The 22,760-nt window shown below is 65.3% G+C and carries 22 protein-coding genes and 1 pseudogene; 2 read left to right on the forward strand and 21 right to left on the reverse strand.

What is annotated here, in order from left to right; genetic code table 11:
- Positions 1-146: 146 nt before the first annotated feature.
- Complete coding sequence (locus ACW5DN_RS10170) at positions 147-1,697, reverse strand: peptidoglycan DD-metalloendopeptidase family protein (protein ID WP_456962555.1); 1,551 nt, start codon at positions 1,695-1,697, stop codon at positions 147-149.
- The gene (locus ACW5DN_RS10175) at positions 1,694-2,071 is read right to left on the reverse strand and encodes a BlaI/MecI/CopY family transcriptional regulator (RefSeq protein WP_456962556.1); all 378 of its coding nucleotides are present in this window, start codon (positions 2,069-2,071) and stop codon (positions 1,694-1,696) included. The genes ACW5DN_RS10170 and ACW5DN_RS10175 overlap by 4 nt, the downstream gene beginning before the upstream one ends.
- A 164-nt stretch (positions 2,072-2,235) precedes the next feature.
- Between ACW5DN_RS10175 and ACW5DN_RS10180 the strand changes: the two are divergent.
- Positions 2,236-2,538, forward strand: a pseudogene (locus ACW5DN_RS10180) (nucleoside deaminase); the annotation flags it as partial.
- Between the two features lie 81 nt (positions 2,539-2,619).
- Here the strand turns inward: ACW5DN_RS10180 and ACW5DN_RS10185 are convergent.
- From ACW5DN_RS10185 to ACW5DN_RS10270, 18 genes are all read right to left on the reverse strand, one after another.
- Entirely contained in the window at positions 2,620-3,894 is a 1,275-nt protein-coding gene (locus ACW5DN_RS10185; RefSeq protein WP_456962557.1) for an APC family permease, read from the reverse strand.
- A 302-nt stretch (positions 3,895-4,196) separates the two neighbouring features.
- Entirely contained in the window at positions 4,197-5,096 is a 900-nt protein-coding gene (locus tag ACW5DN_RS10190) for a pirin family protein (RefSeq protein ID WP_456962558.1), read from the reverse strand.
- A gap of 72 nt (positions 5,097-5,168) precedes the next feature.
- On the reverse strand, positions 5,169-5,741 hold the full coding sequence (locus tag ACW5DN_RS10195) for an NADPH-dependent FMN reductase (RefSeq protein ID WP_456962559.1): 573 nt from the start codon (positions 5,739-5,741) through the stop codon (positions 5,169-5,171).
- 140 nt (positions 5,742-5,881) lie between these two features.
- On the reverse strand, positions 5,882-7,657 hold the full coding sequence (locus ACW5DN_RS10200) for a S8 family serine peptidase (protein WP_456962560.1): 1,776 nt from the start codon (positions 7,655-7,657) through the stop codon (positions 5,882-5,884).
- Positions 7,658-7,992: 335 nt separating this feature from the next.
- Positions 7,993-8,634, reverse strand: coding sequence for a hypothetical protein (locus ACW5DN_RS10205; protein WP_456962561.1), 642 nt, complete (start codon positions 8,632-8,634; stop codon positions 7,993-7,995).
- On the reverse strand, positions 8,631-9,158 hold the full coding sequence (locus tag ACW5DN_RS10210) for an RNA polymerase sigma factor (RefSeq protein WP_456962562.1): 528 nt from the start codon (positions 9,156-9,158) through the stop codon (positions 8,631-8,633). Before ACW5DN_RS10210 ends, ACW5DN_RS10205 begins: the two co-directional genes overlap by 4 nt.
- Positions 9,130-9,315, reverse strand: coding sequence for a hypothetical protein (locus tag ACW5DN_RS10215; protein WP_456962563.1), 186 nt, complete (start codon positions 9,313-9,315; stop codon positions 9,130-9,132). Before ACW5DN_RS10215 ends, ACW5DN_RS10210 begins: the two co-directional genes overlap by 29 nt.
- 58 nt (positions 9,316-9,373) lie before the next feature.
- Positions 9,374-10,753, reverse strand: a complete 1,380-nt coding sequence (gene hslU / locus ACW5DN_RS10220) for an ATP-dependent protease ATPase subunit HslU (protein WP_456962564.1) — start codon at positions 10,751-10,753, stop codon at positions 9,374-9,376.
- A gap of 2 nt (positions 10,754-10,755) precedes the next feature.
- The gene (gene hslV / locus ACW5DN_RS10225) at positions 10,756-11,307 is read right to left on the reverse strand and encodes an ATP-dependent protease subunit HslV (RefSeq protein WP_456962565.1); all 552 of its coding nucleotides are present in this window, start codon (positions 11,305-11,307) and stop codon (positions 10,756-10,758) included.
- A gap of 126 nt (positions 11,308-11,433) precedes the next feature.
- Complete coding sequence (gene xerC, locus ACW5DN_RS10230; protein ID WP_456962566.1) at positions 11,434-12,333, reverse strand: tyrosine recombinase XerC; 900 nt, start codon at positions 12,331-12,333, stop codon at positions 11,434-11,436.
- Positions 12,334-12,978: 645 nt separating this feature from the next.
- Entirely contained in the window at positions 12,979-13,653 is a 675-nt protein-coding gene (locus tag ACW5DN_RS10235; protein WP_456962567.1) for a DUF484 family protein, read from the reverse strand.
- Positions 13,650-14,516: a diaminopimelate epimerase gene (gene dapF / locus ACW5DN_RS10240; RefSeq protein WP_456962568.1), complete on the reverse strand. Its 867-nt coding sequence runs from the start codon at positions 14,514-14,516 to the stop codon at positions 13,650-13,652. The genes ACW5DN_RS10235 and dapF overlap by 4 nt, the downstream gene beginning before the upstream one ends.
- On the reverse strand, positions 14,509-14,847 hold the full coding sequence (lptM, locus tag ACW5DN_RS10245) for an LPS translocon maturation chaperone LptM (protein WP_456962569.1): 339 nt from the start codon (positions 14,845-14,847) through the stop codon (positions 14,509-14,511). Before lptM ends, dapF begins: the two co-directional genes overlap by 8 nt.
- Before the next feature lie 52 nt (positions 14,848-14,899).
- Positions 14,900-15,340 (reverse strand): YbaN family protein, encoded by a 441-nt coding sequence (locus ACW5DN_RS10250; RefSeq protein WP_456962570.1) that lies wholly within the window; start codon positions 15,338-15,340, stop codon positions 14,900-14,902.
- 98 nt (positions 15,341-15,438) lie between these two features.
- Entirely contained in the window at positions 15,439-17,559 is a 2,121-nt protein-coding gene (locus tag ACW5DN_RS10255; RefSeq protein ID WP_456963037.1) for a S9 family peptidase, read from the reverse strand.
- A 117-nt stretch (positions 17,560-17,676) separates the two neighbouring features.
- A complete protein-coding gene (locus tag ACW5DN_RS10260; RefSeq protein WP_456962571.1) occupies positions 17,677-19,803 on the reverse strand; it encodes a prolyl oligopeptidase family serine peptidase in 2,127 nt (708 codons plus the stop codon).
- 96 nt (positions 19,804-19,899) lie between these two features.
- A complete protein-coding gene (locus ACW5DN_RS10265; protein ID WP_456962572.1) occupies positions 19,900-20,133 on the reverse strand; it encodes a hypothetical protein in 234 nt (77 codons plus the stop codon).
- Positions 20,134-20,231: 98 nt separating this feature from the next.
- Positions 20,232-21,167 carry a patatin-like phospholipase family protein gene (locus ACW5DN_RS10270; RefSeq protein WP_456962573.1) on the reverse strand — a complete coding sequence of 312 codons (936 nt, stop codon included), beginning with the start codon at positions 21,165-21,167 and terminating at the stop codon, positions 20,232-20,234.
- Between the two features lie 241 nt (positions 21,168-21,408).
- Here ACW5DN_RS10270 and ACW5DN_RS10275 point away from each other — a divergent pair, with 241 nt between their 5' ends.
- Positions 21,409-21,627, forward strand: a complete 219-nt coding sequence (locus ACW5DN_RS10275; RefSeq protein ID WP_456962574.1) for a hypothetical protein — start codon at positions 21,409-21,411, stop codon at positions 21,625-21,627.
- Between the two features lie 48 nt (positions 21,628-21,675).
- On the opposite strand, the gene ACW5DN_RS10280 is transcribed toward ACW5DN_RS10275, so the two are convergent.
- Positions 21,676-22,653, reverse strand: a complete 978-nt coding sequence (locus ACW5DN_RS10280; RefSeq protein ID WP_456962575.1) for a helix-turn-helix transcriptional regulator — start codon at positions 22,651-22,653, stop codon at positions 21,676-21,678.
- Positions 22,654-22,760: the final 107 nt, after the last annotated feature.

Below are 22,760 nucleotides of genomic sequence, written 5' to 3' on the forward strand. Positions count from 1 at the left end.
GTTGTCTAGAAATAGCATTCGAAGTGCTCTGGTCGGGGGGTGGTCCTGCGGGCAGGCAAAGCTCAGCCGCTGCCCTCATGAATCGACAGAGCAGGGGGTTGTAGCAATGGTGTGGCGGCCGTGCGAGCCCGCGGCGAAACGGTGGGCTATCCGCTCACCAACAAGGGTTGGGGGTCGACCCGCTGCCCGTTCAACAGCAACTCCATGTGCAGATGTGCGCCGGTCACTTTCCCCGTGGTACCGACACGTCCGATCCGATCACCGATGGAGACGCGGTCGCCCACCGAGACATCGAACCCATCGAGATGCGCGTACAGAGACTGCCATCCGTCGCCGTGGTCCAGCACGACAACGGTCCCGTAGTTGGGGGACCCTCCGTAGAGGGCCGTCGCTGCGACGACGGTGCCGGCAGCCGGTGCATGAACCGGTGTGCCGCGTCGCCCGCGAAAATCCAGGCCCCTATGCGCGCGAGCGCGTGCGCTTCCCATCTCACCAAAGGCGCCGGTAATTTCGGGATGTGCGAGCGGAAACCTGAAAGTTCGCTGCTGCGGCAGTGCAGGGGTGGTTCGCGAAAACGCAGCCTCGACTGCTGACGCTCGCGCATCTTCTGTCCGCGTGTTGGATGTCACGAAAGCCGGCCCGATGCTGGTTCCGTTTGTTCGGCGGAGGTCTGCAGCGCCGAGGTGGGTCGTCGCGAGGACACCGCCGGCCGTCAAGGCCAATCCGGCGAGCAAAACACGCACAATCAATCGCGGTCTGCCACGTCGGTCCCCTTGGATCATGTGGCTGATCCTCAGCTTGTGGAGAGCGGGATCCCATGCCGAGAACGCAACTGAAACGGGGATCAAGGAGGATGCGCTGATACGCAGCGTGCTCAAATACGCTTCGGCATAGGCACGACGTCCGTGCGTATCACCTGCTACTGCAGATGCATCGCAGCACAATTCTGCAGCCATCTGAATACGGTGCACGATCCGCGGCAGGAACGGATTGAACCAGAACAGAACCCCGACGGCACGCAGGAACGCCGCACGCTTGGGATCTCTGGCTGAAATATGTGCCGCTTCATGACGCAGCACCATTTGCAGCTGCGCGTCACTCAAGCGCTGGGTGAGCGCCACGGGAATGATGATGGTTGACCGCGGCCAGCACAGCGCGAACGGGCTGACACGATCTTCCGTCATCAGTAGATTGATTCCGCAGTCATCGAGGCGCCGTGCCTCCAGGTTCGTCAGGGCCCCGACTCTGGACCGGTCGAACGAGCGGCTGTTCTGCACGATACGTTTTACCGCAGCCGTTCCCCTGCCCCAGCGGAAGGCGCTGACGGCCGCGCCGACCAAGTAGGCCGTCAACATCAACAGCTCCAGCCAGGTGTTCGCTGTCCGAACACCGTCGTCGATCCCTGTCGTCGAACCCAGCCCCGAAGACCAAGCGGCTAGATAAGGCGCTTCGTCGAGCGGTAGTGGCGTGGGCAGCGAAGCGAGCGTGTGATCCGGCAGCAGACACTGCAGTGCCATCGCCAAGCAGGGCGGCACCACGGCAAGTGCCCACACGGATATCCAATAGCCTCGCGATGCGTGAGAAACGCGCAGCGCGGCGTGGAAGTATCGCCCCCCTGCCCACGCCATCGCGCCCATAGCCATACATGAGGTGAGGGTGAGCACCCAGAACCCGACATCAGGCGGGTTCGGATTCACGGCTGCTTGTCCGGATCAGGCTTCTGCAGCATGGTCTCGAGCTGCTCGATTTCCCGCTCGCTCAGCAGACGACTATCTGCAAACGCCTGAATGGGCAATGGCCCGTCGATCTCCAGTACACGCTTGGCAAAGTCCCGGCTCAGCGCAGCAAGCATCGAGACTTTGCTGACGGCAGCCCTGTAGACGTTCAGGCCGTGATGGCTGGATTCAGAAACCAGTCCCTTTTCGACCATCCGGTCCAACGTTTTCCGAGTCGAAGAGTAGGACCAGCCGAGAGTACCCACGACGCCATCGTGCAACTCACGAGCGCTGCACGCGTTGCTTCTCCACAAGCACTTCAGTAACTCCAGCTCGGCATTAGAGGGGCGTAGCATCGGCGTTGTCCTTGCCCTGACGGATGTCGCAACCTTACGACAGTTGTCGCACGCGGGCAATGGCTTCTTGCCGCGACCGCACCACCATCATGCAAACGTGGAGAAACTCAGCATGACCGGGGCGTTGGCCAGCAACGACGCCATCGCCTGTCGCAGTGACATGCCACAACCGCCGTCGTCGGCTGGCACCAGCAAACCATGCGAAGGCCGGCCACCAGCGCAGCTACCGCGACACCATCATGGTCACCACCCTCGCCCCGTGCTGGTACTGCAGCGGCCTGGTGCGGCAGTTCAACATCGGCACCGTGGTGGTCGGCGAATCGGAGACGTTCAGCGGCGGCATCGACTGGCTGCGCGAAGCGTGCGTCAAGGTCATCGACCTTGCGGACCGCGAAAGCATCGAGATGATGCAGGTGTATATCGCGGAGAATCCGGCGGTGTGGAATGAGGATATTGGGGAGGAGTGATTGTTGAATGGCTGCTTCCGGCGGCGGCTTCATATGATCGATGCAACACACAGCGAGCCGCCTCCTTGTCCCGAGCGGCATCTACGGTGCCGGTGCTCGTTGGCCCCGCACCAGAAATATGAGTACACCCGTCAGCAACACCGCGGCACCCGCGAGTACGGATGGCACAGGCAGCGTAAAGGCCAGTGTCGCGCATCCGGCCAGGCCGACTGCCGCGATCCAGCGTGGCCAGCGGCGCTCGGAGGGTTTCAACGTCAGCGCCGATGCATTGGTCACCGCGTAGTAGGTCAGCACTGTGAACGCGCTGAAGCCGATGGCCGATCGCAGGTCGACGAACACCACGGCGGTGGCCACCAGCAAGCCGACGCCGAGCTCGGCACGGTGCGGCACCCGATAACGCGGGTGCACCGCGGCGAAGAAGTGCGGCAGATCACGGTTGGCGGCCATCGAGAACGTGGTGCGGCTGACGCCGACCACCAACGACAGCAACACACCAAGCGAGGCCACCGTCGCGCCGATCCGCACCACCGGCGACCAGGCTGCCCGGCCGCCGGCTTCGACCATCGTGACCAGGGGCGCCGTGGCGCGAGCGAGCGTTTCGACATCGACTGCAAGCACAGCGGTGGTTGCGACCGCGGCATAGACCAGCAACGTGATGCCGAGCGCGACCGGGATCGCCCGCGGAATTGTGCGCACAGGATCGACCACCTCCTCACCCAGCGTGGCCAAGCGCGCGTAACCGGCAAAGGCGAAGAACCACAGGCCGGCGGCCTGCAGCACACCGTACGGTCCGGTTCCGGTCAGGGGCAGCAGACGGTCGGCTCGAACCTGCCCGCCGGATAACGAGGCAGCCACGACGATTCCCAGCGAGATCAGGACCACCACCACGATCGCACGCGTCAGCAGCGCCGTCTTCTGAATGCCGAAATAGTTCACCGCCGTCATCATCAACACAGCCGACACCGCCAGAGGCCGCATCCATTGCGGCGCGGCATAGCTGGCGAACGTAAGCGCCATCGCCGCACAACTGGCCAGTTTGCCGACCACGAAACCCCAGCCGGCCAGAAAGCCCCACAGGTCGCCGAGCCGTTTGCGGCCGTAGACGTAGGCCCCGCCTGATTCTGGATAGAGCGCAGCCAGCTGCGCCGACGACAGGGCATTGCAGTAGGCCACTAGTGCCGCGATCACCAGTGCCACCAGCAGGCCGGTGCCGGCGGCTTCTGCCGCCGGTCCGACTACGGCGAATACACCGGCACCGATCATCGCTCCCAGCCCGATCACGATCGCATCAAGCATGTGGAGCTTTCGAGCCAATCGGGTCGGCTCAGCCGGCGTGGTCTGAGTTGGCTTCGTCATCTATCGGCGGCTCCAGCTACATCAGTAGTGCCGGGCTGTCGGCAGGGTCAGGAAGCTTCGTGCGAAAAACAGCGGCGGGCAGCGACCTGCAGCGGATGGCCTCGGGGCTTGAGTGGGGATCGACAGAGCTGCATTGGAGGCGAACGCGGATAGTACCCGGGAGGCTACCAGCTCAGCGTTGAGTTGGATCTCAGCGGTTGACTAGCGCGACCGATGTCCGCTTCGGGTCGGGAGCGGCCACTTAACGAAAACGTCGGCTCCCGGCCAGAACCCGTTACCAGCCACACGCGGCGCCCTCTCGCTCACGACATCGGTTCGGGTTCACGCGCCTCGCCGATCTTCGGCGGCAGCGGGATGAACTCATCGTTGTCGAGGTCGGGCAGTTTCATGCGCCCGGCCTTCCAGTCCTCACGCGCCTGGTCGATACGCTCCTTCGACGACGACACGAAGTTCCAGTCGATATAGCGCGGCCCCACCGGCTCGCCGCCCAGGGCCATGACCACGGCGTCGCCGAGGGCGGCGATGGTGACGGCCTTGCCGGGGGTGAGCACTGCCATGGCGCCGGGCTCGATCAGCTGGCCGTCCACTTCAACCTCGCCTCTGGCGACGTAGACCGCTCGCTCGGGATATTCGGCGGGCAGCGACACGCGCGAGCCCGCACGCAGCTGCCAGTGCACGTAGAACTGCGGTGAGTCGATCCGAACCGGCGACACCACGCCGGCAAGTCGGCCCGCGATCAGGCGCCCGACCACGCCCTCGCCGTCGAACACCGGCAGCGCGTCGCTGGCGTAATGCCAGAAGCCCGGGTCCATCTCCTCGCGTTCGTCGGGCAGCGCCACCCAGGCCTGGATGCCGTCGATCGGCCCGCCCTCGCGGCGCAGCCGCTCGAAGCGTTCGGAGTGGGTGATACCGCGGCCGGCGGTCATCCAGTTGACCTCGCCCGGGCGCACCGCCTGCTCCGAGCCGACGCTGTCGCGGTGCATGATTTCGCCGTCGAACAGGTAGCTGATAGTTGACAGGCCGATGTGCGGATGCGGGCGCACGTCGGCCTCGCGCGGCAGACCCGGCGGCAGGTCCTTCGGGCCCATGCGGTCGAAGAAGATGTAGGGGCCGACCATGCGGCGTTTGGCGAACGGCAGTACGCGGCCGACCTCAAAGCTGCCGAGGTCGCGGCGGCGCTGCTGGATGACGAGTTCGATCATCGAAAGACTCCGGTCTGGGACCGCACAGGTCCACGATGGCCCAACTATCGCACCGACTGCACGCAGACGGCCTCAGGCACCGCGTGGCAACACCGTCAGGACATGCGCGATGTGCTCGTGGAACGCCTTGAGGTAGTTGCCCAGGAACTCCGCCGTCGACGCGTCGGCGATCTCGCCGGCATCGTTGATCATCCCGTCCTTGAACTGGATGTAGGCCTCGGGCGAGTTCATCTGCGGCGAGTTGAGGAAGCCCAGGATGCTGCGCAGATGCTGCTGGCACACCGCGGTGCCGATCGCGCCTGGCGAGGTGCCGATCACACCCGACGGGATCTTGGCAAAGGAGTTGGTACCCCACGGCCGGCTGGCCCAGTCGATGGCGTTCTTGAGTCCGCCGGGGATGGAGCGGTTGTACTCCGGCGTCACGATCAGGATCGCGTCGGAGCCCTCGATCGCCTGCTTGAACTTGCGGCCGGGCTCGGGATAGTCGGCGTCGTAGTCGTAACTGTAGATCGGCAGGTCCCTGTAGGAGATCTCCTCAAACTTGAGTTGGTCCGGCGCCAACTTGATCAACGCGTTGGCGAGCTTCCGGTTGATCGACTCTGTGGCGATGCTGCCAATCAGATATCCCACCTTGTAGGTCTTCATCATCTGCTCCTGGGTAAAAGGTCAACGTCGCGAGGATGACCTTGTGCGGTTAAGGACGCGTGAGACCGCCGCGAGAAGCAAAAAAAGGGGGCCCGCGATGCGGGCCCCCAGGGGTTGCCGGTTGCAGCGAGATCAGCGGATCAGTAGCTCGCTGTCGCGTTGGCCGAGCAGTCCGACGTTCCCGCACTGCATACCTTGTAGGTCAACGTGCCGCTGCCGCTGCCTTTGAGCTTCACCAGGTCACTGTAGCCACCGGTGTTGCTGATCGCCGACTCGACCTTGCTGCCGTCGCGGTAGATGTCGACGGTGACCGCGCCATCGGTCCAGGCCAGGTTGAATTGCTTCTTGCCCTTGCTGGTGCCGAAGTAGTACGCGCTGAGGCCGGTCGGTGCAGCAACCGGATCGGTGCCACCACCATCACCGCCACCCAACAGGGCTTCGGTGGCATCGAACACCTGCACCAGGCCGTTGCCGTAATAGTTATCGCGGCCGGCGGCACCCAGGTCGAGGGCGGTCGAATTCATGGCGTCGCGGACCTGCTGGTTGGTCGCAGACGGATTGGCGCTCCAGATAACCGCGGCGGCGCCCGATACGTGCGGGGTCGCCATCGAGGTGCCATCCAGATAAGCGTAACCGCTGGTATTGGACTCTACGATCGTGCTGACGCTCGCGGTCTGGCCGAGCGATCCTGCCACCAGTGCCTGGCCATCTTCCTGGCTCATGCTGATGCCCGGGATGGCGGAGGTGACCCCATCACCGAGAGTGCCGGAAAAGCCGCCCGGCTCGTTGTTGTAGACCACGGCGGCGGCACCACCGCCGGCGGTCACGTTGTTGACCTTGTCGACGAATGCGATGTCGCCACGCTCGCACAACACCACCTTACCGCCCCAGCTGCCGGCGCTGGTGCAGAGACCGCCATTGACCATTGTGCCGTTGGCGGTCGATTGCACGCTGCCACTCAGCGCGGACACGATGAAACTGCTCACGCCGACCGACATGGCCGCATCACGGAAGGGGTAGGAGCTGAGCACGCCGACGCCTGGTGCGGCGATTTCCACCTGGTCGGTGTACTGCGAGAAGCTCGCCACGACGTTGTTGCTGTCGGTCGCGGCGACGGACATGACGCTGCTGTAAGACGCCGGGTAACTGTGACGGTTGTTGCCGTCGTTGCCGGCGGCCGCGATGCTGAGGATGCCGTTGCTGTTGAGGCTGGCGAACGCGCTTTCCTCGGTTCGGCTGCTGGTGCTGCCACCCAGACTCATGCTGACGACCTTGGCACCGGCCGCCTCGCAGCGATTGGCGGCGTCGGCGAGGGTGGAGGCGTAGCTCCAGCCGCAGCTGGCGCCATCGAACACCTTGATGATGTGCAACGATACTTCGCCGGGGCTTACGCCGACGACGCCAACGCTGTTGTTGGCCGCCGCGATGGTGCCGGCAACATGGGTGCCATGGCCGCAGCTGTCGTTGTTCCAACCCGATGGGTAGCCAGACATGGCGACGCCGGCGAAGTCCTCGTGCGCGGCATTGATGCCCGAATCGATCACGCACACCTTGATTCCGGTGCCGTCCGCGCCTACGGACCACGTCTGCGGCGCCTGGACAGTGTTGATTCCGTAGGGCGTAGTTTGACCCATCGCGTAACGCGGGGCGTCGAGTTCGATGTATTCGATGTCGGGGCGGTTGCGCAGTCCCTGCAGTGCTTGCGGCGGCAGCGTGACCGCAAAGACGCGCTGCTTTGCCAGACGGGCATGGACGTTGCCGCCTACGCCGCGCAAAGCGGATTCGACCTGCGCGGACGCGCCATCCTTGTACTTCACCATGACCCGGTTCGGATCCGGCTGCGCGGCAAATGCCGAGCTCGAGACCGAGATCGTCAAGGCGACGCCGAGCGCCATTACGAGTTTCTGCTGCTTCATCTGGTGTATCCCCAAAGAGTTTTTATGGCCGGGCGCGGAGACCCGGTGAGCGTAATCCCGGGATGTCATATCCCGAGCCACGGGCTCCCTCCAGCAGCCCGCTCCAGATCCTAGCAGCGACTTCGGGCCGGGTTACTGTGCGTCGCACCATTTCCGCGCGTGAATTGCAACCGCCATTAGACCTGAGCAGGTCGGCACGGTTGCAATTGGTTAAGTATTACCAAATATACCGACTCAGATCCGGGTCCTTCATCAGTTCGCCAGGTGTTCATCGACGTAGTTGCGGGCGATGTTGACGGCCTGTCCGGCGCGCGGTCAGGATGCGGATGAAATCGTCAGTCGGCATCGAGCGCATCCTGCAAGGCTTGCAGTCGCTGTAGTCGCTTCCTGCCGCGACCGCACCACCACCATGCAAACGTGGCGAAACCCAGCATGACCGGGACGTTGACCAGCAACGCCATCGCCTGTCGCAGTGACATGCCAGAACCGCCGTCGTCGGCAGGCACCACCAAACCCTGCATCAACACGCCGAACAGCACGCACCAGAGCGCGACCGCCAGCCAGACGTTGACTCGCCAGTAGAGCAGCGAGGTCCTGATGCGGTCGCGCTCCAGCGCAAGCAACGCGCGCACGTTCAGGCCGCTGTCGCGGACCTGGCGCCGACGAATCCACAGCGACCAGCCTTGGACGCCGAGCAGACATGCGATCACCACCAACAATCCGGTCGGCGAGAGCAGCGGTCGTTCCAGCAGCAACGTCGCCCAGACACACATGCCGATTACAACGGTCGTCAGCAGCACTTCCGCGCCCATCATCCAGCGCAGGCGGCGCCCTCGCCGCGCGACCGCCCGGCGCAGTCCCTCGACATCGATCTTCGCCGTCGCCTGCGCGCGCCAATCGGCAGCCAGGGCGTTCCATCCGTCGCTCGCCGGGGCGGTCGCGCCGGATCCGTCGCGGCTGTCGGCACCGGTATTCATGCACTGCCTCCCAGCCACTCGGCCAGTTGTTTGCGGGCGCGACTGAGGCGCTGGGCCACGGTATTTTCCTCCAGCCCAAGCGACTGGCCGATCTCACGTTGCGAGAAGCCCTCCAATGCCAACACGACGACCTGCCGCTGGCCCAGCGCAAGTCGTCGCACTGCGGCCAGCAAGGCGTCGCGGCGTTGCTGCACTTCAGTGTGTTGCTGGGGGTTGGCGGCCGGGTCGGGATGGTGTTCGTCGATCTCGTTCTCGTTCAACCGGCAATACTTGCCCAGGTGATCCACCGCGCGGTTGTGCGCAACCCTGGCCGCGAACGTGCGCAGTGATGCCTCGCCGCGCCAGCGCGGCAGTGCCCGCCACAATGCCAGGCTGATCTCCTGCAGCAGATCCTCACGGCGCGCGGGTTCGAACTCATAGCTGGCGGCGATGCGCGACAGCATTGGGCCGTGCTGACGGAGCACCTCGTCGATATCGGTCGCCGCCGGCGCGGAGTCAATCAAGTTGGGGACGGTCGAATACATCGCGATAGCTCGTGTAGCCGACCAACGTGGCAAAGGGCAGCAGGAACATCCGGACCGGCGCCCGGCGGAACAGACGCCAGGCGTCGGCCAGCCAAGTCGACAGAATCCGAAAGGCGGGACGGGTGTGGGTAGCAGCGAACGGGACAGCGGCATCCATGTGGCGTTTCCGTTTGGGTCTGGATGGTTAGTCGCCCGCCGCTCAGAAAACCTGACAGCTAAAGGATGTACCGACTCAAATCCGGGTCCTGCACCAGCTCGCCCAGGTGCTCGTCGACATACGCACTGTCGATGGTGACGGCCTGTCCATCGCGGTCGGGGGCTTCGTAGCTGAGGGTGTCGAGCAGGCGTTCGAGCACGGTGTGCAGGCGGCGGGCGCCGATGTTTTCCTGGCGCTCGTTGACAGTCGCGGCGATCTCGGCCAGCCGATCCACGGCGTCGTCGGTAAACACGACGCTGACGCCCTCGGTCTTCATCAACTCGACGTACTGGACGGTCAGCGCAGCCTTGGGTTCGGTCAGGATGCGGATGAAGTCGGCCTTGGTCAGCGCCGACAATTCAACCCGGATCGGGAACCGGCCCTGCAGCTCAGGGATCAGGTCCGACGGCTTGGCCATGTGGAACGCGCCGGAAGCGATGAACAGGATGTGGTCGGTCTTCACCGAGCCGTACTTGGTGCTGACGGTGGAGCCTTCCACCAGCGGCAGCAGGTCGCGCTGCACACCTTCGCGTGACACGTCACCGCCGCCGACGTTTTCACCGCGCTTGGCGACCTTGTCGATCTCGTCGATGAACACGATGCCGTGCTGCTCGCACGCCTCGATAGCGGCCTCGCGGACTTCGTCCTCATTGACCAGCTTGCCGGCCTCTTCCTCGATCAGCTGCGGACGGGCGGCCTTGATGGTCAGGGTTTTCTTGTTGGTCTTACCGCCCGACACCTGCGAGAACATCTGCCGCAGTTGCTGGCCCATCTCCTCCATGCCCGGCGGGGCGAGGATGTCGACGCCGACATTCATTGCGGTCTCGATATCGATCTCGCGCTCGTCCAATTCACCCGCGCGCAGTTGGCGACGCAGCTTGATGCGGGTCTCCGACTCCTGCGCCGACGGCTCGGCGGCGGCGACCTGCGGATCGAAGCCGATGCCACCGCCCAGACCCTTGGTGCGCTGGGGCAGCAAGGCGTCCAGGATGCGGTCCTCGGCGCGTTCTTCGGCCTTGGTGCGAACCTTGTGCTTGGCCTGCTCGCGATACAACTTGACCGCGGTATCGGCGAGGTCACGGATGATCTGCTCGACGTCCTTGCCGACGTAACCGACCTCGGTGAAGCGAGTCGCCTCGACCTTCACGAACGGCGCGTTGGCGAGCGTCGCCAGCCGCCGCGCGATCTCGGTCTTGCCGACACCGGTCGGGCCGATCATCAGGATGTTCTTGGGCATGACCTCGTTGCGCAGCTCCTCGTCGAGCTGGCTGCGGCGCCAGCGGTTGCGCAGCGCGATGGCAACCGCACGCTTGGCGTCCTGCTGGCCGACGATGTGGGTGTCCAGCGCCTGCACGATCTCGCGCGGGGTCATGGTGGCGTTGGTGTTGTCCAGTTTCATGCTCACAGTTCCTCCACCACGACGTTGCGGTTGGTGTAGATGCACACGCCGCCGGCGATGTTGATCGCCTCGACCGCGATGGCCCTGGCGTCCATTTCGGTATGCGCCATCAGCGCACGCGCGGCCGACAACGCGTACATGCCACCGGAGCCGATGGCGACGATGCCGTCGTCCGGCTCGATGACGTCACCGGTGCCGCTGATGACCAACGAGGCCTCCTTGTCGGCGACCGTCAGCAGCGCTTCGAGCTTGCCGAAGCGGCGTTCGGTGCGCCAATCCTTGGCCATCTCGACGGCGGCGCGGGTCAGCTGACCGTGCTTTTCGAGCTTGGCCTCGAAGACTTCGAACAAAGTGAACGCATCGGCAGCGGCGCCAGCGAAACCGGCAATGACCTGGCCGTCGCGGCCAAGGCGCCGAACCTTGCGGGCGTTGGATTTCATCACCGTGTTGCCAAGCGTCACCTGGCCGTCGCCGGCAATCGCGACGCGGCCGTTGCGGCGCACCGAGATGATGGTGGTGGCGTGGAACACGTTGGGGTTCTGGCTGGGGTCCATACAGGCCTCCGTGGGTGTCAACCAGAGGTGGGGATGGGTCCGGCGAGAGGCAAGGGTGAAGGCAACGAGATTGGCGGTTGGCGCAATACGCCCTTTGGGCTATTGCGCCCTGGCTACGGGCATCATTCAGTCCTTTTTTCGTTTTGCGCGCGGGTGGGCGGAATCGTAGACCTTGGCCAGATGCTGGAAGTCCAGGTGGGTGTAGATCTGGGTGGTGGCGATGTCGGCGTGGCCGAGCAGTTCCTGCACGCCGCGCAGGTCGCCGGAGGACTCCAGGATGTGGCTGGCGAAACTGTGCCGCAGCATGTGCGGGTGGACGCGCTTGAACACGCCCTGGCGCTGAGCCAGTTGCCGCAACCGGTATTGCACCGCGCGCGGGGTGATCGGCCCGTTGCGTCCGGGAAACACCGGGCTGTCACTATCGGCGCCCGTGGAACCGTGCCATTCGGCCAGCGCGGCACGGGCGTAGGAGCCCAATGGCACGCTGCGCTGCTTGCTGCCCTTGCCCAGCACCGTGACCAGTCCGTCCGCCAGGTCGAGGTCACGCCAGCGCAACGCGCACAACTCACTCAGGCGCAGGCCGGACGAATAGAACAGCTCCAGCATGGCTCGGTCTCGCAGCCCCAACGGCACGTCGGTCGGCACTTCGACCAGAACTTTTACCTCGTCGGCATCGAGCACTTCGGGCAGTTTTCGTGGCGCCTTCGGTGCGCGGATCGCGGCGGCAGGGTTGGCCTCGACACGGCCGTGCTTGAGCAGCCAGGCATAGAAGCTCCGGCACGCCGACAAGCGGCGCTGCAGGCTTTTGGGCGACAGTCCCCGGCGATGCTCGGCGGCGATGAAGCCGCGCAACGGCTCGGTGCGCACATCCAACACCGCCAGCCCCTGCCCGTCCGCCCATTGCGACAACGCGGTCAGATCGCGCCGGTAGGCATCCAGGGTGTGCGGCGACATCCGCCGTTCAACCGCCAGATGGGACAGGAAGTCGTCGACTGGAGAGGTTATGGGCACGGAGCGAACGTCCATGGATCCCCGCCTTCGCGGGGATGACGGTGGGTGGTGGGATGACGGTGGGTAGCCGGATGACGGTCGGTAGCGGGGATGACGGCGGACGACTGGAGGGTCAGGGCCACGGCGCGAACGTCCATGGATCCCCGCTTTCGCGGGGATGACGGTGGGTGGTGGGATGACGGTGGGTAGCCGGATGACGGTGGGTGGCGGGGATGACGGTGGGCGACTGGAGGGGTCAGGGGTACGGAGCGAACGTCACTGGATCCCCGCTTTCGCGGGGATGACGGTGGGTAGAGGAATGACGATGGGTAGCGGGGATGACGGTGGGTAGCCACCTCGTCAATGAAACGTCGACGCGGCGTCCTGTCGGGGGTTTGCGGAAAGCAGGCCATGGATGGCCTGCGGCGGCGAGTCAGGCCATGGATGGCCTGACCGAGCCGAGTAGCAAACCCCCGGCAGGGCGCCGCCCCCGCCGGAGCCGAGAGACCGCTCTGGCTGTCGCTGTCGCTGTAGTTGTCGCGGTTGCGGTTGCGGTTGCGGTTGCTGTCGCGATTGCGATTGCGATTGCGATTGAGATTGAGATTGCAGTGGCGGTTGCTGTCGCGATCGCGATCGCGGTTGCTGTCCCAGTCGCGGCTGAGGTCGGTGTCGGTGTCGTGACTAGCGCGCATACCTCGCCAGCGCCGTTTCCAGCGCCTCGCCCATCATTCGCAAGAACAAGGTACCCATCCCCGGGAAGAACCGGTTCGGGTCACGGCTGCCCACAGCGACCAGGCCCAGGTTGGGCAGCGAGAGCAACGCGGTGGAATGCACCTCTTCGGCCTGCATCCCGTACAGCAACGCATGCTTGTCCGGCTGCAGCCGCCCGCACAACGGCTCCCCATCGTCCAGGCAATCTCGGAACGCTTGCAGACGGGCGTCATCGCGCGGCACCACTTGCAGCCACTCGTCCTCGTCCAGCCCCTCAACGGGCTCGAACAACACCAGTCGCACCAGATCGCCGTTGAAGTCCTCGGCCAGGCTGGCGGCCATCGCACGCACCGTATCGGCGGCAGTGTCCTGGCGCATCAGCGCCAACGCCAACTGATGGGTGCGCACTGCCAGCCGCTCGTTCTCCTGCGCATTGCCAAACAGCTCACGCAGCCGCTTGGACAGCTCGCGGTTCTTGTCGCGCAGCACCTCCAACTGGTAACTGGCCAACGATGCGGCCGAGCCTTCCTCGCGCGGCACCACCAGGGTCAGCGACAAGTCGGGGAACTGCTGCAGGAAGGTGGGATGACGACGCAGCCACGCGGCGACTTCGTGGGCACCCAGGGTTTCGGTGGTCTCGCTCATGCAATCCATTCTCCTTCGAATACGAATTTGGCCGGCCCGGCCAGCAGCATCGGCGCGTCATCGTCCGGCCATGCAACGCGTAGCTCGCCACCGGGCAGGACGACCCGGACGTCACGATCGACCCGGCCCCGGCGGACCAGGATCGCCACCGCCGCACAGGCGCCGCTGCCACACGCCAGTGTCTCGCCGACACCACGCTCATACACGCGCAGCCGGATATGGTCGCGCGCGACCACCTGGACAAAGCCGACGTTGACCGACTCCGGGAACGCGGCGCTTTGTTGCAGGTTGCGACCCATGGCCTCAAGTGGCGCCTCGTCGATCTGCTCGACCTCGATCAAGGCATGCGGATTGCCCAGCGACACCGCGCCTACTTCGATAATCGAGCCGCGCACCGGCAGCACGTAGGCATCGCGCGCCGAACTGAAGCCATGCAACGGAATCCGTACCGGATCGAATTGCGGCACTCCCATTGCGACCCGGAAGTCGCCGTCGTCCAATCGCTCGGCCACGTGCGTGCCGGCCGGACTGTCCATCGCGAAGTCGGCACTCGCCGCCGCCGCGCCGTCACGCACCAGCCAGGCCGCGATGCAGCGCGCGCCGTTACCGCATTGCTGCGATCCCGAGCCATCGGCATTCCAGATCCGGTAGCTGGCGACCGAGCCTGGCTCACGGGCCGGCTCGACGGTCAGAACCTGGTCGCAGCCGACACCCATGTGGCGGTCGGCCAATGCGCGGCACAACGACCGGCTGGGCGCGGGGACTTCGCCACGCAGGTCCAACACGACGAAATCATTGCCGGCGCCGTGCATCTTGCTGAAACGCAAGGCCGGTGCCGCCACCGATGTCGCCGGCTCAGCCATTCCCGTCGGCGTCGGCGTTGGCGTCGGCGTCGGCGTCGGCGTCGGCGTCGGCGTCGGCGTCGGCGTCGGCGTCGGCGTCGGCGTCCGCGTTGGCGTCGGTTGATTCGGTGTCGGTGTCGGGAACCGTGGCCGGGTCGATCGGCACCGGATCGACGGGCATGTCATCCACTGGCGAGCCAACGTCCACCGGCGGGGTATCGGTCTGCAGTGGTTCGGAATCGGTGTCCGCAGGCTCGACCGGAACCGCATCGGGCATCACCAGCGGGCCCTTGTTGCCACAGCCGCTCAGCACCAACAGCGACACCGTCAGCGCGCCAGCAAGCCACATCATTTTTTGTGTGTTCATCGGCGCAGTGTAGCGGTGGCGGCCGTGGCTGCGAAGCTCATCGGATTGGCGGTTCAGGCCGCAACCACAACCAACCCGCCACCAGCGCCATGACCCCGGTGCCGGTACCGGCCATCCACCACTGCGGCGCGGTCAGGAACATCACCACCGCACACACCGCCATCGATAGGCTCGCCCACCATTTTGCCCGGCGCGCGACCGTCCCGCCGCGTTGCCAGTCCACGATCATGGGCCCGAACAGGGCATGGGCCAGCAGCCAACGGTGCAGGCGGGCAGACCCACGGGCGGCCGCATAGGCCGAAAGCAGCACAAACGGGACGGTCGGCAGGCCGGGCACGACCACCCCGACCAGACCCAGACCCAAGCTGAGGTAGGCGACCAGCCACCAGGCCCAACGCAGCCGGCTGGCTACCGGGGCGGGCGGGGCGAGCAGGACTGTCGGGGCGAGCGGGTCCGGGATTGGCGCACGGTCAGGCATGGCCCATTGTCGGCGAATCGACACTCCGGTGCCGATCCTCGACCCCAATCTTCGTCCCTGGCCCTCCACTCCACTGGCGTAACCCACGCCAGCGCAGCTCAAGAGGCCGGCGGAGCAACCTCCAACTGATCCAGCGCGAACGCGTACATCTCGGCCAGTTCCCGATAGCGCCGGAACCGTCCCGACTTGCCGCCATGACCGGCGTCCATGTTGGTCCGGAACAGGATCGGTGCGTCACCGGTCGCCAGGTCGCGCAGCCGGGCGACGTACTTCGCCGGCTCCCAATACTGCACCTGCGAGTCCCACAGCCCGGTACCGATGAACATCGCCGGATAGTCCTGGTCGACCAGGTTGTCGTACGGCGAGTAGGCCAGGATGTAATCGTAGAAGACCTTGTCTTCCGGGTTGCCCCACTGGTCGTACTCGTTGGTTGTCAGCGGGATGCTCGGATCCAGCATGGTGGTGACGACGTCGACAAACGGCACCTGCGACAGGATCACCTTGTAGCTGTCGGGCGCCTGGTTGGCGATCGCGCCCATCAGCAAGCCGCCGGCGCTGCCGCCATACGCGGCCACCCGGTCGTTGGCCGCGTAACCCTGATCAACCAGGTACCGCGTCACGTCGATGAAGTCGTTGAAGGTGTTTTGCTTGTTCAACAGCTTGCCGTCGTCGTACCACTGGCGGCCCAGCTCCTGGCCCCCGCGGACGTGGGCGATGGCGTAGACCATGCCACGGTCCAGCAGGCTCACCACCGGCAGGTTGAATGCCGGGTCCATCGAGTAGCCGTAGCTGCCATATGCGTACTGCAGCAGCGCCGCCTCACCGTTTTTCTGGAAGCCCTTTTTGTAGACCAGCGATACCGGCACTTTCACGCCATCGCGGGCCGGCGCCCAGACCCGCTCGGTCACGTATTGGTCCGGGTCGTAGCCGATCACCGGCTGGCGCTTGAGCAGCTTGCGCTCGCCGGTGCGGGTATTGAGCTCGTAGGTCGTCGCCGGCGTGGTCAGCGAGGTGTAGCTGTAGCGCAGCCAGTCGGTATCGGATTCGGAATTGACCGCCAGGCCCATCGAGTAGGCCGACTCATCGGCCTGGACATACTCCGCATCGGCATTGGGCTGGCCGGCCTCCCCGCGCAGCAGCCGGATCCGCTCCAGGCCACCGGAGCGCTCGGCCACCGCAGTGAACCCGTCGAACAGCTCGAAGCCCTCGATGAACACGTCTTCGTCGTGACCGATCCACTCCTGCCACTGGGCGCGCGAGCTGGCATGGCTGGGCGCGGTCATCAGCTTGAAGTTGTCGGCCACCTGCCCGTCCGCATCCGGCGCGTTGGTGCGGATCACCCAGCGCCCGCCATGGTGGTCGGCGTCGTACTCGACATCGCGCTGGCGTGGCGCCAACACCACGAACTCACTCGGGTCGCTGGCCCGCGCGCAACGCGACTCGCTGGACACCGTGCTTTCCACGCCAATGCAGATGTACTGGTCGTCGCGGGTGCGGCCGATGCCCATGTAGAAGGTGTCATCGGACTCCTCGTACACCAGCACGTCGTCGCTGACCGGGGTGCCGAGCACGTGCTTCCGGACCCGCACCGTGAGCAGGGTTTCCGGATCGTTCTCGACGTAGAACAGGGTTTTATTGTCGTCGGCCCAGACGATGTTCGCCGCCACCCCGGCGATGACGTCATCGAAGACCTTGCCGGTCTCCAGGTCCTTGATCCGGATCACGTACTGGCGGCGTCCGATGTCATCCTCGGCCCAGGCCAGCAGGCGGTTGTCCTGGCTGACTTCCCAGTCGCCGACACTGAAGTAGTCCTTGCCGGCGGCCATCGCGTTGACGTCCAGCAAGACCTCTTCGGCGGCGTCCATCGAACCGTGGCGACGCGCATGCACCGGATAGTCCTGTCCGGTCTCGTACCGGGTGTAGTACCACCAGCCACGCTCGCGATACGGCACCGAGCTGTCGTCCTGCTTGATGCGCCCGACGATCTCCTCGTACAGGGTGTCCTGAACGCCCTGCAGCGGCGCCATCACCGTGTCGACGTAGCTGTTCTCGGCGTTGAGGTAGGCCAGCATCTCCGGGGCAGTGCGGCTGTCATCGCGCAGCCAGTAGTACTCGTCCTGGCGCTCGGCACCATGCGGCGCGGTGACGGTGTGCGGCTTTTGCGCCGCATCGGGCGGCGCGGGCAGGGTCTGGGCGAGGGTCGGGCTGGAGAGGGTCATCAAGGCGGCAAGCAACAAAGTGGGATTCATGGGATGGGGGCCGGAAGTGGGAAGTACAACGGGCTACGGGGCGTCGCTCCTGCAAAAAAAGGCCGGGCATGCCCGGCCTTTGTGCATTCAGTCCGCCAACTGGTTCCACAGGAACGTATACGCCAGCGCGCTCATGTGCGCGGCCTGCTTGTTGTTGGCCGAGCCGCCATGACCGCCTTCGATGTTCTCGTAATAGCGCACGTCCTTGTCGGCCTCCAGCATCCTGGCCATCATCTTGCGCGCATGGCCGGGGTGGACGCGGTCGTCGCGGGTCGAGGTGGTGAACAGGGTTGGCGGGTAGTCCTTGTCGGCATCAAACAGGTGGTACGGCGAGAAGGTCTTGATGAACGCCCACTCCTCCGGCTTGTCCGGATCGCCGTACTCGGCCATCCACGACGCCCCGGCCAGCAGCTTGTGGTAACGCTTCATGTCCAACAGCGGCACCTGCACCACGATGGCGCCAAACAGCTCTGGATACTGGGTCAACATGTTGCCCACCAGCAGGCCACCGTTGCTGCCGCCCTGGGTGCCGAGCTTGTCGGGCGAGGTGATCTTGCGTGCAACCAGGTCCTGGGCGACTGCGGCAAAGTCCTCATAGGCCTTGTGACGGTTGGCCTTGAGCGCGGCCTGGTGCCAGCGCGGACCGTACTCGCCGCCGCCGCGGATGTTGGCGACCGCGTACACGCCACCCTTCTCCAGCCACGCCGTGCCAACGTTGCCCGAGTAGCCGGGCAGCATCGATATCTCGAAGCCGCCATAGCCGTACAGCAGGGTCGGTGTCGTGCCATCGAGCACCAGATCCTTCGGCTTGACGATGAAGTACGGAACCTGCGTGCCGTCCTTGCTGGTGGCAAAGAACTGCTCGACCTGGTGGCTGGACGCATCGAAGAACGCCGGCATGGTCTTCAGCACCTGCGGTGCCTGGCCGACCTCGGCGATCGCCAACGTCTCCGGGCTGAGATAGCCGTCGGCGGTGATCCAGAGCTGGTCGTTGTCGTCGGGATCGACTGCCCACACCTTGACGCTGCCCTCGGGCTGGCCGACGAAGGCGCTGCGGGTCCATTCGCCCTGGCCGTCTTCCGGCGGCGTCAACACGCTGAGCTGGTTGCGCACGTCATCGAGCACGTTCAACACCAGATGGTTGGCGGTCACGGCCGAGCCGGCCAGCGACGTGGTCTCGCTGGGCTCGAACAGTGCGGTGAAGTCGCGTCCACCGGCCATGAAATCGTCGAAATTGGCCGCGATCAGGCTGCCGGCCGGCCAGGTCTTGCCACCAGCCTCGTACGGCTCGCGCAACTCCAGCACCAGCCAGTCCTTGTGCACCGACTTGTTTGCCGAGTTGGGCGCATCAATCCTGGTCAGCTCGCCGTCTTTGCGCAGGTACAACTCGTCGTTGTAGAACGCCAGGGAGCGGCTGACGAAATCGCGCTCGAAGCCGGGGGTGTGGTCGTGGGCGGCGGCGATATACATGTCGTCGGGTTGGCCTTCATAGACCACCGTGGCCTCGGACATCGGGGTGCCGCGGGTCCACTGCTTGACCACGCGCGGGTAGCCGGACTCGGTCACCGTAGGCGCGCCGTCCGCGTCGGGGCCAAAATCGGTAAACACGTAGACATGGTCGCGGTCGATCCAGCCCAGCCCGCCCTTGGCCTCGTCGCGGAAGAAACCGTCGGTGACCCAGGACTGGGTGGACAGGTCGAACTCACGGGTGACATCGGCGTCGGCGCCGCCGCGCGACAGCGCGATCAGGCAGCGCTCATAGGCCGGCTTCAGGCAGTCCGCGCCGTGCCAGACCCAGTTCTCACCCTCGGCCTGGTTGAGCGCGTCCAGGTCGATGACGGTTTCCCACTGCGGCGAGTCCTTGCGGTATTCGGCCAGCGTGGTGCGACGCCAGATGCCGCGCTCGTGCCCGGCGTCCTTCCAGAAGTTGTAGTAATAGTCGCCAATCTTGCTGACGGACGGGATCTTCGCCTCCGAGTCGAGAATCGCGAGGATCTTCGCTTCCAGTTGCTTGAACTCCGGCGTGCTGGCGAGCTCGGCTTCGGTCACGGCGTTGCGGGCCTTGACCCAATCAAGCGCCTTCTTCCCTTCGACGTTCTCAAGCCAGAGATAGGGATCGGACACAGCGGACTCCTGGGCGTGGGCAGCGCCCGCAGCAACGGTCAGGCCGGCAACGAGGATGGCGGCCTGGCAGGCCTGCGACAGCGTGGACATGGGCGCTCCGGTATCTGGACAAAGTTATCTGGACAAAGGTGAAACACGAAGCCCGCACGCTAGCACGGCGGCCCGATGCCGGCCGCGTGCACCAAGTCACCCGTGACGGGCCGACGCAGCGACTCGCGGGCGGCGGACCTGGCGCACCAACCACCAGCCACTCAGCGGCATCACCAGCAACCACAACGGCAGCCAGCCGATCATCTCGCTGGAACCGCGCGCCGCCGGCAGCAACACCAGCAAGGTCGCGCCGATCGCGCTGGCATAACGCAGCACGTCCTCGATACGCGGATCAATCGGATCGATGGCAACTCGGTCGGAACGGTTCATGGCGCGGCTCCTGATGGGTGGAGTCGCAGCATTGCGCTGCGCGATCTCACCGGCTGCGACCGCATGGATGACGTTGCCGCCACGCGCCTGGACGAAGCTCAGTAGCCGGCGGCGTCAAGCACCTTGTCGGCTTCGGCGCGACCGATCGCGATGAGCTCGCGCGCGCGCCAGAACTCGTAGAACTCACAAGCATCGCGCGGGATCCGTATCACCAGTTCGGGCGGGTCCAACGCCATCTGCACGCGCGCGATCTGTGCCTGCATGGTGTCCAGCGAACGCGCCATCAGCTCAATGAAGCCGTACTGGGATCCGGTGTCCATGGACGCGCCGGCATCGTTGCCGTTGCGATGGAAGCGACGCTCGATCCAGTCGAGCAGGCCCCCGTGCGCAGGGCTCTCATCGCCGATGCGCGGTTCGGGTGCATCCGGCTCCGCAGGCCTGCCGGGCGGGCTGCTCGGCCAGCTGTTCATGTCGACCGCAATCAATCGGTGCGCACCCGACAGGCGGGTCGCCGCGATCGGCAGTGGCGCCAGCAGGCCACCATCGACCAACTCCCGACCGTCTACGCGGTGCGGGGTGAACACGCCGGGGATCGCGATCGAGGCGCGCACCGCATCCCACAGGTCACCGTCACGCAGCCAGACTTCTCGCTGGCGCGGCAAGTCGACCGCAACCGCGGTGAAGTCGATCGGCAGGTCCTCGATCCGGATGTCGCCGGTGCGTTTCCGCAACGCCGCCATCAAGCGCGTGCCTTCAAACAGCGCGGGCTGGCCAAACACCGGATCGAGCAGGCGCAACATGTCGGTCCGGCTCATCGACAACACCCACTCGCGGAACACGTCGAGCTGCCCGGCCGCAAACAAGCCGCCGACCAACGCTCCGCAGGACGAGCCGGCAACCGCGACGATATTCAGGCCGCGCTTCTGCAGTGACTCGATCACGCCGATCTGCGCGAACCCGCGCGCGCCACCGGCACCGAGCACCAGGGCGACCGGTTCGTCGCGCTCGATCCGGGGGGCGTCTGCGCCGGCCATCAGCAACCCGCAACCGGATCGACCGAGAGTCTTTGAGGTCGACTGTCTGGGAGATCTTCGATACAGGCCATGGCAAGGGGCGTGGTTGCGGATCGAGGTGACCCTGGCTCAAGGATGCCACGGACGCAACGATGGCCGGCCGCTGCGAACGCGACGCATCGCCAGCCGTCCTCACCCGCGGTCGCTCGCGTAACCGCCGTGCGGCCGGCACACTTGTCACCGGCGAACAGGAGGACACGTCATGAACACGCGGCTGTACATCGGTTACCTGTGTATCGCGCTCGGCTTCGCCTTCATCATGCTGCTTGGCTACGGCGTCATCGATCCGATCGGCATGGACATGGAAGCGGGTGCCGCATCGATTGGCGCGCTACTGCGGGGACTGCTGCCCAGCGCGCTGGTGGCGGCGGTCGCCGTCGTGCTCGGCCTGTACCTGGTGAGGAGCGCGCGCAAACCGTAGCCCGGCACGCAGTGGGTTGGCATGCATTCGTCTACGGGTTCTGACCGGTCAGCGGGGGTCGCGCTCGTAGTTGCCCATTGCCAGCGACAATAAGGCGCGCGCCTGCTCCCGCAACACCGGTGGCTCGAGGATCTCGGCGTCGCTGCCGTAATGCAGCACATCCATCAACAGCTCGCGCCCGGAGCTGAAGGGCACCTTCAGTTCATAGCGCCCGTCATTGAGGAACCGACCCTGCTGCTGCGAGTGCCAATGCTCATCGGCCACCCAGCGCGCGGCCTTGGCGCTGAACACGATTGTCGCCCAGCCTTTCGGAGTGCCGGAGAAAATGCCGTAGCTGGAGGCCAACTGGCGATCGAGCTCCTCGTCCGGAACGTCATGCACCGCCCCGTCTAGCTGGCGGGCGTTGCTGATGCGGTCGACCGCGAAGCTGCGCAATGCATCGCGGTCGTGGTCCCAGGCATCCAGGTACCAGTTGTCGCGATAGTGGGTCATGCGTTGCGGGGACACCGTGCGCCGGGTGGCTTGGTCGGTGGAGCGGGCGCGGTACTCGAAGGCCAGCTGCTTGCGGTCCAGCACCGCAGTGGCGACGTGGCGGAACGCGGTTTCGTCCAGTCGCCGGGTGCGGTGCGGGATCACCCGGATGCGCTCGATCGGCACCCGCCGGCCGCCGGCATGGTCGTCGAGCAGCTTCTCGATGCGGTGTTGCAACGGCGCCAGTGCGTTCGACAACACACCGCCGCCGCTGCGCAGCATCAACTGCTGGGCCGCCAACAGCGAGTGCAGCTCTTCGGAGTTCAGCCACAGGCCGGGCAACTCGAAACGATCACCCTCGTCGGGGTCGTAACGGAACCCGGCTTCGCCGTTGCCGATCACCGGCGCCATCAACTGATCGCGCAGGTAGGCGAGGTCGCGATAGACCGTCGCCCGTGAACATTCCAGCTCCTCCTGCAGACGCTGCACCGTGACCGGATAGCGCGCGGAAGTCAGGATCCGGTGCAGGGCGTGAATGCGTTCGATACGTTCCATGGCGCAAGCATCGCATCGGGCTAGAGCCGCCGCCACTGTTGCCAGCTGAACCGACGTATTTGGGTCGGTACGTGATCATTGCCATAATGAGCGTTCCTCCCCGATCC

It is taken from the genome of Lysobacter sp. A289 (genome assembly GCF_054072675.1).